This is a genomic window from Rhodopirellula maiorica SM1 (assembly GCF_000346295.1).
Lineage (GTDB): Bacteria > Planctomycetota > Planctomycetia > Pirellulales > Pirellulaceae > Novipirellula > Novipirellula maiorica.
In genome coordinates this window covers 17771-32235 of sequence record NZ_ANOG01000550.1, presented here as the reverse complement: position 1 = coordinate 32235, position 14465 = coordinate 17771, and the positions used below count along the sequence as shown (strand labels likewise).

The following is a 14465-nucleotide window of genomic DNA, read 5'->3' as shown; positions in this document are numbered from 1 at the left end:
AGCTTAGCGAGGCGGCAGCGTGCCACGTTGCGTGTGCTCTTGGTTCGTTAAATGACGAGCCCGTGAACGGGTCGCTACGAGCGTGACGAAGTTACCCCGCTGGACGATCCGGCCGTGCTGGTTGACCAATTGTCGCAGCCAGGTCACGCGGCCGGCTCGACGACCATGCTGTTGGATTTGCGCGACTTCGGTGACGACCTGTACCCGATCGCCAAAGAAGATCGGTGCTTCGAATTGCCAATCCGAAATTCCCACTAGAGCCAACGTGGCCGCGTTAGGATGATCGCTGCCGAGTCCCGCCAACACACTTAATCCCAGCAATCCGTGAGCGACCGGTTCACCAAATGGCGAAGCCGAACTGTTGCTGCAATGCAACGAATCGTGGTCCCCGGTCAAGCGAGCAAAGTCCGCAACATCGTCTGCCGTGATTTCACGCCAAGGGCTGGACCAACGGTCGCCGATGTTCATGTCCTCAAGAAAAAGCGGCTTAGTGTCGGTGATGTGATTCAACGATCGCTCGAATGTGGCTTGAGGGTTCCTGCATGGGCGGTAGTCCCACACACAAGGGGTGAATGAACGTATAATCATGCCGTGAAATGACAGAAATCAAAAGGCGTCTTTGCAGCAATTACAATAAAACTCGCTTTTGCGACTGCAAGCGAACGGATTACATCATGTGAGAAAACTATTCGCTTTCCTGACTGGAATCCAATTCCCTCGCCTTTCAATCCAACTTCGGTATCGCGTCTATTGATTACGATCCCGCCTAGCGTACCCCCATACCTTGCCCAACCCAACCCACCTGCGGAGAAGAAGTGTTTACATTGCTCCCCTCAAACAAACACGTTCCAGTTATTTGCAGCACGATCCTCGCCCTTGGAACGGTGTTATTCGCGTTTATTAGCCCAGCAGTGGCAGAGTCCCCAGACGCTACTTTCCACGCCCGACGACTCGCACTGGATGCCAATGAAGGGATCGCTGCGGGTGACATCGATGGCGACGGCAAAACGGACTTGGTCGCAGGCCGCTACTGGTTCTCTGCTAACGACTGGGCTGCACGCCCCCTTCGTCAAATTGATGACTGGAACGGCTACGTACAAAGCAATGGCGATTTTCTCTTCGACGTCAACGACGATGGACGGCTTGATGTGATTGCCGGATCGTTTGTGCCTAGCGAAGTGTATTGGTACGAGAATCCAGGTCCAGAAGCGCTTCGGCTCGGAAAGATGTGGCCCAAACATTTGCTAGCTGACACACAAAACTCAAGGAACGAAGCGCAATTGATGCACGACCTCGATGGCGACGGTGTGCCCGAATGGATTGTCAACAGTTGGGCCAAAGATGCGCCCACGTTGGTTTGGCGACTGGTCAAGAAAACCACGCCGACCAGTAAAGAAGATCCAGCGGCCTATGACTTTGTCTCGCATCAATTGGCCGCACGCGGCAATTCGCACGGCATGGGCGTCGGCGATATCAACAACGACGGACGTCTCGATGTGTTGACGGGAAAAGGATGGTACGAACAACCCGAATCCGCGATCTGGGATACCGAGTGGACGTTTCACGATGATTGGGAACTGCACGCCAGCATCCCGATGATTGTCGTCGACTTGGATGACGATGGCGACAACGATTTGATCTATGGCAATGGACACAACTACGGGTTGCTGTGGAAAGAAAACACCGGGGTCAATAACGATGGCAGCATCGAATTCACGGAACACGAGATCGACCGCAGTTTCAGCCAGCCACATACGCTCGCTTGGACCGATCTGGATGGCGATGGCACCGCAGAGCTGATCACCGGCAAACGCTACTACGGACACAACGGGAACGACCCCGGTGGGAATGAAATGCCTTGCCTGTACTACTACCGCTGGAACCCTGAAGACAAATCGTTCACGCGGCACACGATCGAAGAAGGGCATGTTGGCTGCGGTTTGCAAATCGTGACCGCACAACTGAACGACGACGACAAAACCGACATCGCGGTCGCCGGTAAAAGTGGAACCTATTTGTTGCTAGCAAAATGAGCACTGTCCCTCCTTCAACTTTCTCTCCATCTTCGGATTCCGATTCCGCCGAGAATCCGTCGATCTCCATTCGCCAAGCTCAACAGCAGGTGGATCAATGGATCCAAACGATTGGGGTTCGCTATTTTGACGAGATGACGAATCTAGCCCAGCTTGTCGAAGAGGTGGGCGAGGTAGCTCGCATTCTGTCGCGAACCTGCGGCGAGCAATCTTGCAAGCCGGGCACGGATCTTGGCGATCTTGGCGATGAATTGGCGGACGTGCTGTTTGTCACGATTTGCTTGGCGAATCAGTCGGGGATTGATTTGAGCAAGGCACTGCAGAGCAATCTGGACAAAAAGACGCGGCGGGACGTGACGCGGCACCGCGAGAACCCGAAACTTCGGCCCTAAGCACATTTCTATTGCTCCCAAGTGGCATCGTAAGCTATCACCCACCACATCTAGTTCATTTCTCGATTGCCACCGAGTCAGCTGATGCAAGGCAGGAAGCCAAAAATCATTACCGATTCAGCCCCAAGGCGTGTTCGCATCAACGTCTTGATGGCCATCTGCATTACCTTGATCGCGGCCGGCGGCTGCACGTCATTTTGGCGTAGCGGTGCCGATGAGAACGACAAGGACGCGCGACTGAAGGAATTAATGAAGGTTCCCAAGCCGCCGGATTTGATCCGTGACGCATCGATCGTACAGGGGATGAACACGATTCAAGTCGATGGCGTCGCGGCGATCAATGGGCTCGCGGGCACCGGTGCGCCGGCAATCCCCTCGTTGTTTCGCGACCAATTGCTCGAAGAAATGCGTCGCCATGAAGTTCAAGACCCGAACCATTTTCTCGAACTCGAAGAGACTGCACTGGTTCGCGTGCGTGCTTATGTTCCCCCGGGTGCCCGCCGTGGCGATCCGGTCGACCTCAAGATCACCTCGCCTCCGCGAACCGAAGTGACCGACCTGCACGGCGGTTGGATGCTCGAATCGCGTCTCCGTCATCAACAAGTCCTGCAGAGCAGCGTGCGACAAAGTGAAGTGATGATTGTCGGTACCGGCCCGGTGTTGACACGCGCCGACCACGATCCGGCCACCGACGCTGCCTATCGTCTCGAAGGCAGAGTCTTGGGCGGCGGTCGCATCCAAATCAGCCGCAAACTCGGCTTGATCCTTCGCCCCGAATTCCAGCACGTGAAAATGGCTTCGGCGATCACCGACGCCATCAACCGACGTTTCTACTTCTTCGATGGCACCACGCGCCGAGGCATCGCTAAAGCAATCGAAGACGACTACATCGAAATCGAAGTCCACCCGCGATACCGAGACAACATCGGCCGCTTGATGGCGGTCGTTCGCGCGTTGGGAGTCGCCCCCGAATCCTCTGCAACACAAACCCGCTTGGTCAACCTTGGCAAACGGTTGTCCGAACCAGCCACCTCATCCGATGCCGCACTTCAATTAGAAGGCTTAGGCGACAGCGCTATCCCGACGTTGCTACAAGGCATTGAATCGGCCAATCCTGAACTGCGTTTTTATGCCGCCGAAGCATTGGCCTATCTCGATCGTCCCGAAGCGATTGATCCATTGATCGATGCCGTGGTGCAAACCAGTGCGTTTCGCCATCCGGCGTTACTGGCACTGCAGGGGATGGAACAACAATTGGCAATCGATGGATTGGCTCGTTTGATGAACGAAAGCAGTCTAGAAACACGCTACGGTGCATTCTGTAGCATTCGTCGCCGCCCCGATGGTCGACAACATTTGAACGGCCGAGTCGTTGGCACCACATTCCGGATGTACGAAGTCGCTCCGGATGGCCCCGCCGCTGTGATCGTTTCGCTACGCGAAAAACCGGAGATCGTCTTGATGGGACGCCCGCAAGCTCTGAAGATTGAATCGTTTCTGATGGGTCCCTCCGGGTTGATCCTGAAAAACGAAAAGGAGCGACCAGGACACATTCGCATCAGCCGCTTTCAGGCCGGCCAGGATGATCGTCGATTGATCGTCCCCAGTTCGTTGGCGATGGTGATCGAAGGAATCGCAGAAGTCGGCGGCGGTTATGGCGATGTCGTCGCAGTGCTGCGAGAGGCCAAACAGAAAGGCTTCCTGGTGGACCAATTGGCGATCGACCCGTTGCCTCGTTCGATGCGAACCTATTTCCGCGACGACCATCATGACGAGGCGAACAACGACGAGTCGAACGCAGACGAAGCGGGCACCGAGTCCGATACGACGCAGCCAACCGAGTAGCCCAGCGACGATCAAGTCGCCCTCGGGCGGCTTTTCTAGCGGAGCGGCGCAAGCCCAATGCCATCTACTTTGGCACTAAACGGGTGGCGTTTGTAGTGGTGCGGCGCGGGGCCCGCCCGGTCTAAACCGAACGTTTTCTCACGCTACAACTGAGCGGCTTAGATATAGAACATCGTGGCTTCGCCATGACGACACTGCTCAACCAGATCACTCAAGCGAACGCTGCTGAGCATTTTTCGGGATGCTTCACTTGCCTTGTCCCAAACTCGCTGCAGCGCTTCATCGGTCGCAGTGGCATGTTCGGCACCACAGGAGTGGCCCTCTTGGCAGCCCATGGCTTCGGCAACATCCAGCAGCGTGATCTGCTTGGGATCGACCGACAATCGGTACCCGCCTTGGCTGCCACGGATGCTTTGCACCCAGCCAGCCGTTCGCAGAGTCCGCAAAATCTGGACAAGAAAGGGACCGGGAATGTTGTGTTGGTCCGTGATCTCGCGGACCGCCACCGGCGACGTATCATCGGATCGCATCGCGAGCTCGAGCATGGCGAGACAGGCGTAATGGACGCGTGCTGAAATAACCATAACCCCGGTCTCCGATTATGACGAATGCAAACCACATTCGGTTTTCTGAAATCCCGACCAACGTCCCGCACGCTCGTCTTCGCCAGCCAAGACCGCTCGGGTGCAAGGCTGACATCCAACGCTCGGAAAGCCTTGATCGTGCAGCGGGTTGTAAGGAATGTTTTCGGATGTGATCAACGACCACACCTCTTTCTTGGTCCAATTCGCCAGCGGGCTGATCTTCACCAATTGGAACTTGCGATCCCAACCGACAATGGGTGCCTTGGCACGATCGGGACTCTGGTCACGACGAATCGCACTCGCCCATGCATGCCAACCTTTGGCGGCTTCATGCAACACACTCAATTTTCGATCAAAGCAGCAGCGATTCGGATCCGTCTTGTAGACCGGACCACCGTTGGCCGCTTCGTATTCCTGGACCGTCGTCTTGGGATACTTGTACTGGACTTCGATGCCATATCGTTTCTTGACCGTCTCGCGAAGCTCGAGCGTTTCCGCAAACTGGTATCCCGTTTCCAGATTAAAGATCGGCGTTTCCGGAGCGATCTCGGCCAACATGTGAATGATCGTCATTCCCTCGGGACCAAACGCCGTCGCCATCGTGAAATGTGGCGCAAAACGATCGACCGCCCACTTCAAGATCTCTTGAGGCGTCGCTTTTTCCAACGCATCACTGTCTCGCTGCAGCTCCGCCAAAAACGCATCTGTCGGCTCCAGCGGCGGATCGGCGGCCAATGCGCCACGTGGCTCCCCCGAATCGAGCGAATAGAGCTGTAGCGGGGGCGAATTGGTGGCTTGGGGTTGGGGCATTTGCGAACTCGACTTGGTGTCCAGCGAATGGGCACGGGCTGCAGACATCGTTATTCCAGTCAGCTTTTTGAGGACTTGGTTTTCCAAATACTACAATCATGATCTATTTAGTCAAGTATGATTGTCGGCGTTTGCGGGTTCAGAATTGAACGATTCTGCGGATTCATGCTGGCCCCCCGGGTCCAAATGGGAGTTCGACGCTTCGCTAACCGGAGGAACCTTTACAAATTGCCCCGCCTCAACCCGCTTTCACGCGTGTAGAATGGGACATTAGCGATTGTCGCCGGATGTCTCTGACATCCGTGTGGTTTTTCATGCCGACGTCGGAAACGCCGGGCGACTTAGATTTTGACGTCGGAGACGTCGGGCGACATTAACTCGGATATCCGAATTCTCATGCATGCACTCCACCGGCGAACCAAGCGAAATACAAGACCACTGTGGCGTCTGGGCCCCGCGCTAGCGACGCTCGCAGCACTGGGCATCGTCAGCGTTCCGCCGCCGCTGTGCGGCGATACGGTCGAGCTCTCGGGCGGGGGGCACGTCAGCGGAAAAGTACGGCGGTTGGACGACCGAAAGATGGACATCGTCGCGATCGATGACGAGATCAGCATCGCGCTGCCTCAGAGCCGTGTCCGTCGTGTCGTGTCATCGAACGAATTGCACGAGTACACGCGCAAAGCCTCCGCAGCAGGCGAGGATCCCGAAAAACAATACGAAACGGCGATTTGGTGTGCGACAAACATCAAAGATAATACCGACGCCTACAAACGTTTCCACTTGCAATTGGCGATTCGCTTTGATCCCGAGCACAGCAAAGCACGAGCGGCGCTGGATTACGTGAAAGAGGATGGCAAGTGGATACGCTACAGCGATCTGCAACGATCACGAGGCATGATCTCGGTGGCGGGAAAATGGATGCTGCCCGAGGCGGCCGCGATCGAAGAAATCCAAGACGCAAGCAATGTTGATTCGAAAAAGTGGATCAGAGAAGTCGACCGGCTGTTGCGTGTCGCGGTCCGAGGCGGCAGCAAAGGAGAAGAAGCAATCGCGTCGCTCAAAGCGATTGACGATCCCTTGGCGGCTTCGGCAATTGCTAAACAGTTGCTGCAGGGCAACCACAATCAACGCTTCAAACGGATGTGGGTCGAAATCCTCGGTCGCTTCCACAATTCAGTGTCGGTCGAAGCGTTGGTTCGAGTGGGAGTGCAAGAATCGGACAACGTGATCCGCGAGGCCGCGATGGACGAACTGCAGCAATACGGTAGCGGTTCCGCTGTGGCGACGTACGTCAATATGCTTGGAAGCTCTGATAACGGCGACGTGTTGCGGGCGGCGCGAGCGCTCAGCTACTTTCCCAAACCAGAATTGGCGCAAACTTATATTGATGCGTTGGTGACCAAACATACCAAGACCAGCGCCGCGGGGCCTGGCATGCAGGTCGGATCGAGCAGCGGTGGCGGCGGCGGGTTATCGATGGGAGGCAAACCCAAAGTAATCACCCGCTATCTTGAGAATCCTCCGGTTTTAACGCTGCTGAAAATGATCGAACCCAACGTCGATTTTGGTTACGACAAGTTGGCGTGGCGGAAGTATTTTGCGGCAAAACTGGGGCGTAGCAGCGGGGATCTTCGCCGCGACCCTTAGCCAACCCTTTTTATCCAACGCCGTCACCGGACCTCTCAGCAGGCAAAAAAAGNTGGGGACTTCTTCCGCCAATCACGCGTTCTAAATCGCAAGCCAACGCTCCGAAAAGCGTGAAAACGATCTTGCCCAGATCCACGATCGATCGTTCGAGTTAAACTACGATTGGGACCACCTCCCCCCGCTACTAGAAATTCCGAAGAATTTTGCTGTCCTTTGCAATGTTAGCCACACGCAATTCACCGCCGCCGCAACACCGGTCGCCGAAACGCTGCTCGCCGAAACGCAGCGAGCTGCGATCTCGATCGATCGCAGCGCGAGGTTTCACGCTGATCGAATTGCTGGTGGTGATTGCGATCATCGGAATCTTGGTGGCATTATTATTGCCCGCGGTCCAGGCGGCTCGCGAAGCGGCAAGGCGGATGCAATGTCAAAACAATTTAAAACAAATTGGCTTGGCCTGCCATAACTATGAATCCGCCTACAAATCGTTGCCGTGGGGTGCCAAAGGAGGTCACGGTTACAGTTGGACCACCGACATTCTGCCCTTCGCCGAGCAAAATGCATTGTGGCAAATTGTGCCTCCGATGCGGAATGGTGCCGTGACGTTTGAAGATCGCAAAAATATGATCACACTCGCCACGACGTTGGTTCCGATGTATCGATGCCCGAGTGAACCGGGACCGACTTTCTTGTTTGACGACAACGGATTGGCGATCGACGGCAGCGACGTGGGCCGAGCGATGAACAGCTACCTAGGAAATTCCGGAAGCGATGTGCTGCGGGACAACTATTCGAACTCGACGTCATTGGGGATGGAACGAGGCAACGGAGTGCTGCAGGTTGGCCAATTTGAACGCCACCCGCTCGATCCTCCCAACGTTCCGGCTAAACTTCCTTGGCCGGGCCCGATCACGTTTGCAGCGATCTTGGATGGGTTAAGCAACACGGTGCTGTGCGCTGAAACGCGATTCATTGACGAACCCAAGTGCGATATTTGTAGCCACTTTGCAGTCTACCATCCCCAGTTCGACCGCCGTAAAGGGAAAGCAAACGGATCCGATTTCTCAGAGGCATTGATGTCGCTCTACCATCCCATGAATCTCGACATCGCTCCCAAACAAGATCTCGAGATTTCCGCGGGCAGCTTTCACGTCGGCGGCGTGGTCACTCTGTTCTGTGACGGATCGGTGAAATTTTTGACCGACAGTTTGGACGACAAGGTCCGCCACGCGATCGGTTCGCGGGCGGACAAAGAAGTCTTCGACAGCAGCGTCTTGTAGCTAGTCGTCGAGTTTCTTGACGCGTAAATTGCGGAAATAGACCACGCTTTCGGGATCATGAGCTTGCAGGGCAAAAGTACCTGCCTCGTTTAAACGACGCTCGAAATTGCCCGAGAATGCTTCTTTGCCCTCGGGCTCGGTGTAATCCACCATCGTCCGCCCATTGACCTTCAACTCGATGTGCCGCCCTTTGACGATGATCTCTTGGGTGTACCACTGATTGTCCTTGACGCCGGGATCGGCGACGTCGTCGACCGAATACAAACTACTTGTCTTTTTGGGGTCGTGGTGAGACACGTTGACCTGACACTCGTACCCGTACTTGGGCCATCCCGTGGGCTGGTATTTTGTATGAAAGTAAATCCCTGCGTTGCTGCCGGGAGTGGTCATGACTTCGGCTTTAAAATGAAAGTTTTTAAAGGGAGCTTGATCCCCGACGTAAAACAGGTGGCAACGCTTTCCCTTGCATACGAGCTTGCCGTCTTCGATCCCCCAGGCTTCGGGATCCTCTTCGGCTTTTTTCCATCCGTCCAGCGAATGGCCATCAAACAGAGCGACAAACCCAGCTTCGCTCTGCGGAGCCGATTCATCCGCTGCTGCATCGTCGTTTGCGGTGGCGAGGCCAGTCATCATCAGACCAAGCGAAAGGGTTGTGAGCGATTTAATCATCCAATTCATGGTGCGTTTCATTTGTGATGGTTGGGAAGCAAAAAAAAAACGCTTGCCAACTCAAACGGTCGGCAAGCGTAAGAACTCAATCAATTTTCGAGTTGTCGATTTCAGCAGAAATGAGTCCCTGCGAGACTCACAAGCGACTAAGCCGCTAGCCATGGTTCGGACATTCAGCCGGGGCTAGCGGGCTGTTGATTTAATGAAGTTTCCTGTGGCGAGGGGTGGCTGATGGACTGCCTCGCCCGACATGGGTGTATTCGACGGACTAGGAAGTCCATCGTAGGATTAAATCAACGAGCCGCGAGCGTCCAAACGGCTAACGGGATATCACCGAATGATTCCGCCTACCTGCTTAGGCTCAACGAGCCAAGCAGGACAGGGCAGAGCAGCGATTACAGACCTGCGTCGGTTGCGGGAAGCTCATTGGCTTTGATCTTCTCGCCAAACTTCTTGCCATCTTTGCTCTTGTGTTCAGCAGCCTTCTTGAATCCTTCGAGGATTTTTTTCTTGGCTTCTTCGGGATGATCTTTGATGTATTCCTTGGGGAAATCTTCGGCCTTCAAGTATTCGTGGACCGCTTTGCCGTATTCATTGCGGGCTTCTTCTTTCTTTTCACCCTTCACGTGGCAAACGTAGCAGTTGGCTTTTTTACCAAGCTTGACGAAGTCCTTGTCGGCTTTTTCGCCCAGGTACTCGCTTTTCCATTGCTTTCCAAATTCGCTGATTGCCATGGCTGGCGTCATAAGTAAGCACAAAAAACCGAGACAGATTGCCAAACGTTTCATTCATTTTCTCCGCGAATTTGATATTTGAGGTAGGCTCTAGCATGGAGCGAGGCAGGAAGTGTGACCGCTGATACAGTCACACAATGCACTATTAAGTCCTAGATCGGACCAAAAGTCAAATCAAACTCAATTTTCTTCGTCTAATTCGACCAATTCTGCAGGGGTCATAATCGTCAAAGACCGCTCATCGAAGCCACTAATAACCGAGCCATATTGGCGAAAATCGCTCGGCATCAAGCTGCTCGTGGACTGCGTATTCAAGCTTCCCGAAGCCCAATCCACAGCCCATCTTGGGGAACGCTCTTCCGCCCATTCTGGCGACTGGGTTTTCAAATCGACCATTCGCACGACCTCTTGGTTTCCTTGCGAATCGATCAATCGCAACATCGGATCCGAGAGATCGGGCTGTGTGTCGTAGGCATTCGCTTCTCCACGCAAAACCAACAGCGACGGGTCGTTTTCAAGAGAATCGAGCCCCGAGACTTCGACGGCGGCAATATCGGGGCTGACGATGAACACACAATTATGGGCGTCACGATCGATCTGTAATGGATAGGGGCCGGTCGCCGTCAACCGCATCCGCACCAACCCACGCGGAGCCATCGCGATGACTTGGTCTAACAACAATTGAATCGGGCGTGCGGATGGAGGCGGTTGGCGAACCGCTCCGGCCGTATCGATCATCCGCCCGGTAACCGCCAACAGACCGTTTTCCCATCGCATCTGTAATTCGGCTGCTACATCCATGTGCAACATGGTCATCTCGCCACGAATACAAACGTTGTACATCTCGATCGACACCAACGGCAACGGCCCCGACGTCACCGTGGCTGCGACCGCACTTGATAGCGCGTCCCCATTGGCGAACGGGACAACGGAGGATTCCGGTGGGCCGGCCAGCAGGGCATTTCGGCCCATCGATTGATACCCTACCGTGTCGGAATGGGTGTTCACGTCGATGGCGTAAACGTCGGGATGACGCACGGGATTTTTGATTGTCAAACTGCAATCGGTCAAACGAACCAGCCGATTGTCTTGCAGTGACAACAAACAACCACCGCCCATCGACGAAACCGGAACCGACCACACCAAATGCAAATCTTCCAAGTCGATGCGATTGGATCCGATATCGAATAACTCAACCGACTGGATCGACGGCAAGTCGGATGAATCAAACATCACGATACTGCCGCCGACGCTCGAACTAATCACCAAACCATCACGATCAATTTTGATCGGGGCACTGCGGATCATCGGTTCTGCGATCTCGATACGATCGACGCCAAGTTCCTTTGACAACTCGATCGCTTTGGTCAACGAAGAAACGTAGGCATAGTCTTCGCCGTCGTACTCGTCCGAAATCAAACCCGAGATCGACAAACTGACGCGAATCGCTCGCGGATTGGCCGAGGTCGGCACCGAGATTTCCGCTGATTCCGTGTCCTCGGCCCCGCTGGATGTAGGTGTCGTCAGCGAGCGTTCGGTCGCCGATCGATCACTTGCCGGACGATCCACCGCTGCCACCGCCGATGATGGGGCAAGCGTTTCATTCATGTTTTTCCCGGAGGTCACCGGCCCGCCGAGTTCTTCGGGGACGGGTAAATCTCGCATGCGAGGCGGATCCGCCGGCGAACGTTCCGATGCAGCCGCCGTGGCACTCGAATCGCGGGCTGTTCCCGCGGACGTCGTTGTCGCAGTACCGTTGGGCGAGAGTGACGCGTTCTCGGCACCGTCGTCGGCGTTCGTCCCTTGGCGTGCGGCCGGAGTCGCCGGTCGAAACGTGCCATTTTCCTGTGACGCATCAAGCGGACGCTGCACCGACAAACTGACCACGCTGTTTCGCTGTGGCACCACGATCGCGAAATCGTCTCGCGCCAAATCCGATGCAACGTACAACCAAGCTGCGGTGATCAACAACAACGCAAACGCAACCAACCAAGGCGCATGTTGCTCGATCAATTGAATCAACGGACCGCTGTTATTGACCGTGACCGGTCCCAATGTTTGCACTCGCTCGTAACCTTCGCGACGAGCGACCTCTTGCAAATCGGCAATCAAATCAATCGCGGTCTGATAGCGATCATCGGGCCGCTTGGCCAACATTTTTTGCAACACCGCCGCCAAATCACCACTGACCTCGCTCCGCAGTTGACGCACATCCGGCGGAGGCGTTTTGCCATGGTTGAGCAACTTTTGCAGCATCGTGCCGCCCGGGTAAGGCGGTTGACCGGTCAGCATGAAATACAATGTGCAGCCAAGCGAATAAATATCGCTCCGCAAATCAGCATCGCGCGGATCGTTGGCTTGTTCGGGCGAGATGTAATCGAATGTCCCCAGCGTCACTCCGCTGGCAGTCATGTCTTCGCTCAACTCGAAGTTGTCCGACCGAGCCAGCCCCATGTCCACAAGCTTGATGGTTTGCCCGTCTCCGATCAACACATTCGATGGCTTGATATCGCGATGCACGATCCCGCGATCCGAGGCATGTTGAATCGCATCGGCAAGCTGACAGGTATAAAAGACCGCTTGGTCAGCCGACATCACACCTTCGTGATGAACAAGGTCGCGAATATTGGTGCCTTGGATGTATTCAAAGACGATGTAGTGCCAATCATCGTACGTGCCGACATCGAAAACCTTGGCGATTCGCGGATGATCCAGCTTTGCCGCACTTTGCGCCTCATTGCGAAAGCGACGTTTCAGATCGGGGTCGTCCCCGACGAACGGAATCACCTTGATCGCGACCGTCCGGTCCAATTGTTCGTCATGGGCGCGAAACACCGCCCCCATCCCGCCACCGCCGATAAAGTCTTCTAACAGAAAGTGGTTGAGCCGCTTGCCGAGTAGGACGTTGGCCACCGATGCAGGAGTGCGGTCAAGTTTGTTCCACGCCGATTCGTCGGCGTGAGCCCGCGAGGAACCGCGAATGACCGTTCTCGCTTCAGCGATCTCTTGAATTTCCGCTGACTTGATCAAACTCGATTCGGGCGACGCATCTCCGGCACTCGATTCGTCGTCCTTGCCACGACGAATGGTCGATGCATCCGTTCGAATTGATTCGTCAGCCATAAAAAGATCACCAACGCGGATGCGTTCCAAGCCATCAAACGACGATTGATGCAACGCAGAATGAGAGAGAAAAGGTGCCTTCGAGCAAGCCGACTCCTTCAGCCCGTCTCGATGAATCTTGCGTGTTTTGCCTGCTTTTGTCTGCTTACGCGACGTTTGCTAGTCTAGTCAGGGTTGCCAAGTTGGTCAACGAAACGTTGCTTCTTCGCCAAGCAATTCCTCGATCAGGTGGCAGTAAGAATCGTATCGTCGAGCATCGATGCGAGAATCGGCCACCGCGTCTTTGACGGCACACCCATCCTCGCTTAGATGCAAGCAATTCGGATAGCGACAGCCGCTCACGTAGGGCCTCAGATCGGGCATTAACGCCGAAACCTCGCTCGAACCAATGTCCCACAACTGAAACTGACGAATTCCCGGGGTATCGAACACCGCCCCACCCCCTTCGAGTGGGATCAACGTGGTGGCCGTCGTCGTATGGCGACCTTTTTCATTATCCTGGCTGACGGCCGAAACTGCCAAACCGAGTCCGGGTTCAATCGCGTTCAGCAGACTGCTTTTTCCTACCCCACTCTGGCCTGCCAGCGCCGTTTGTTTCCCCGCCAACAATGCCCGCAAATAGGGGACATTGGTGCCGTCTTCGGCCGAGGTGACGAGCACACGATAGCCCATCGAGGCAAACACTCCGATCATCGGCTGCAAAGGAACAGGATCAATCAAATCCAATTTGTTGATCACAATCACAGGCTCGACGCCACAATGTTCGGCGGTCAACAAAAACCGATCAATCAGTGCCGGCTTCAATCCGGGCTGGGCCGCGCTGGTGATGATCAGCAGGTAGTCGACGTTGGCGGCGATGATATGTTGACGTCCGCGGCTGGTCCGGCTGATCACGCCGCTGCGGGGATCGATGCTTTCGATCATGCCGTCGGCAGGAGATTCGGCGCGAAAAAAGACGCGGTCGCCCGCAACGATCACCCCGCGCTGTTCGATACTAAGCGATTTGAGCACTTGGCGGATCGCGCATTCATAGAACACGCCGTCTTCGCCAAGCACTTTGCTCCGCAATCCATGAACGCTGATCACGCGTCCCTTGATCAGCGATTGATCAGGCGACGAAGTAACGCCGTCCGCGTCTTGCTGGATCGTCGGATTATTCACGGTCCGCTTACGCGTCAGCTCGCCTTTGCCGCTGACGCGTTCCCCATGCACGACATCGGCGAGCTTTTCCACATCACCCTGCTGGAACGTTCGCGTCACGTCCCCTTGGCGAACACGTCCTTGGTACTTTTTACGAAAGTCCGTGCGTTGTTTCCCGCGTTTCTTTTTGGCCATTAAGTCGCCATCC

General features: G+C 55.2%; 12 protein-coding genes. 5 read left to right on the top strand and 7 right to left on the bottom strand.

Annotated elements, in window-relative coordinates; all coding sequences use genetic code 11:
* Positions 1–3: 3 nt before the first annotated feature.
* The gene (locus tag RMSM_RS17750; RefSeq protein WP_052031685.1) at positions 4–510 is read right to left on the bottom strand and encodes a MaoC family dehydratase; all 507 of its coding nucleotides are present in this window, start codon (positions 508–510) and stop codon (positions 4–6) included.
* A gap of 401 nt (positions 511–911) precedes the next feature.
* Between RMSM_RS17750 and RMSM_RS17745 the strand changes: the two genes are divergently transcribed.
* The 3 genes from RMSM_RS17745 (at position 912) to RMSM_RS17735 (ending at position 4270) form a co-directional block, all read left to right on the top strand.
* The gene (locus RMSM_RS17745; RefSeq protein WP_008699133.1) at positions 912–2033 is read left to right on the top strand and encodes an FG-GAP-like repeat-containing protein; all 1122 of its coding nucleotides are present in this window, start codon (positions 912–914) and stop codon (positions 2031–2033) included.
* Positions 2030–2425 carry a nucleotide pyrophosphohydrolase gene (locus RMSM_RS17740; RefSeq protein WP_008699132.1) on the top strand — a complete coding sequence of 132 codons (396 nt, stop codon included), beginning with the start codon at positions 2030–2032 and terminating at the stop codon, positions 2423–2425. Before RMSM_RS17745 ends, RMSM_RS17740 begins: the two co-directional genes overlap by 4 nt.
* Positions 2426–2575: 150 nt before the next feature.
* Positions 2576–4270, top strand: coding sequence for a flagellar basal body P-ring protein FlgI (locus RMSM_RS17735; protein ID WP_040767806.1), 1695 nt, complete (start codon positions 2576–2578; stop codon positions 4268–4270).
* 158 nt (positions 4271–4428) lie between these two features.
* Here RMSM_RS17735 and RMSM_RS17730 read toward each other — a convergent pair whose 3' ends face one another.
* Together RMSM_RS17730 and RMSM_RS17725 are read right to left on the bottom strand one after the other, a co-directional pair.
* On the bottom strand, positions 4429–4854 hold the full coding sequence (locus RMSM_RS17730) for an Rrf2 family transcriptional regulator (protein WP_040767804.1): 426 nt from the start codon (positions 4852–4854) through the stop codon (positions 4429–4431).
* Positions 4855–4869: 15 nt separating this feature from the next.
* Positions 4870–5712, bottom strand: coding sequence for a phosphoadenylyl-sulfate reductase (locus tag RMSM_RS17725; RefSeq protein ID WP_236622189.1), 843 nt, complete (start codon positions 5710–5712; stop codon positions 4870–4872).
* A 348-nt stretch (positions 5713–6060) separates the two neighbouring features.
* Here RMSM_RS17725 and RMSM_RS17720 point away from each other — a divergent pair, with 348 nt between their 5' ends.
* Positions 6061–7311, top strand: a complete 1251-nt coding sequence (locus tag RMSM_RS17720; protein ID WP_008699128.1) for a HEAT repeat domain-containing protein — start codon at positions 6061–6063, stop codon at positions 7309–7311.
* Positions 7312–7529: 218 nt separating this feature from the next.
* Positions 7530–8591: a DUF1559 family PulG-like putative transporter gene (locus RMSM_RS17715; RefSeq protein WP_008699126.1), complete on the top strand. Its 1062-nt coding sequence runs from the start codon at positions 7530–7532 to the stop codon at positions 8589–8591.
* On the opposite strand, the gene RMSM_RS17710 is transcribed toward RMSM_RS17715, so the two are convergent.
* The 4 genes from RMSM_RS17710 to rsgA all read right to left on the bottom strand — a co-directional run bounded on the left by RMSM_RS17710 (position 8592) and on the right by rsgA (position 14452).
* A complete protein-coding gene (locus RMSM_RS17710) occupies positions 8592–9269 on the bottom strand; it encodes a 3-keto-disaccharide hydrolase (protein ID WP_144057744.1) in 678 nt (225 codons plus the stop codon).
* A gap of 386 nt (positions 9270–9655) precedes the next feature.
* Complete coding sequence (locus RMSM_RS17705; RefSeq protein ID WP_008699123.1) at positions 9656–9994, bottom strand: hypothetical protein; 339 nt, start codon at positions 9992–9994, stop codon at positions 9656–9658.
* A gap of 180 nt (positions 9995–10174) precedes the next feature.
* Positions 10175–13117, bottom strand: coding sequence for a serine/threonine protein kinase (locus RMSM_RS17700; protein WP_063870239.1), 2943 nt, complete (start codon positions 13115–13117; stop codon positions 10175–10177).
* A 186-nt stretch (positions 13118–13303) separates the two neighbouring features.
* On the bottom strand, positions 13304–14452 hold the full coding sequence (gene rsgA, locus RMSM_RS17695; RefSeq protein ID WP_008699120.1) for a ribosome small subunit-dependent GTPase A: 1149 nt from the start codon (positions 14450–14452) through the stop codon (positions 13304–13306).
* Between the last annotated feature and the right edge of the window lie 13 nt (positions 14453–14465).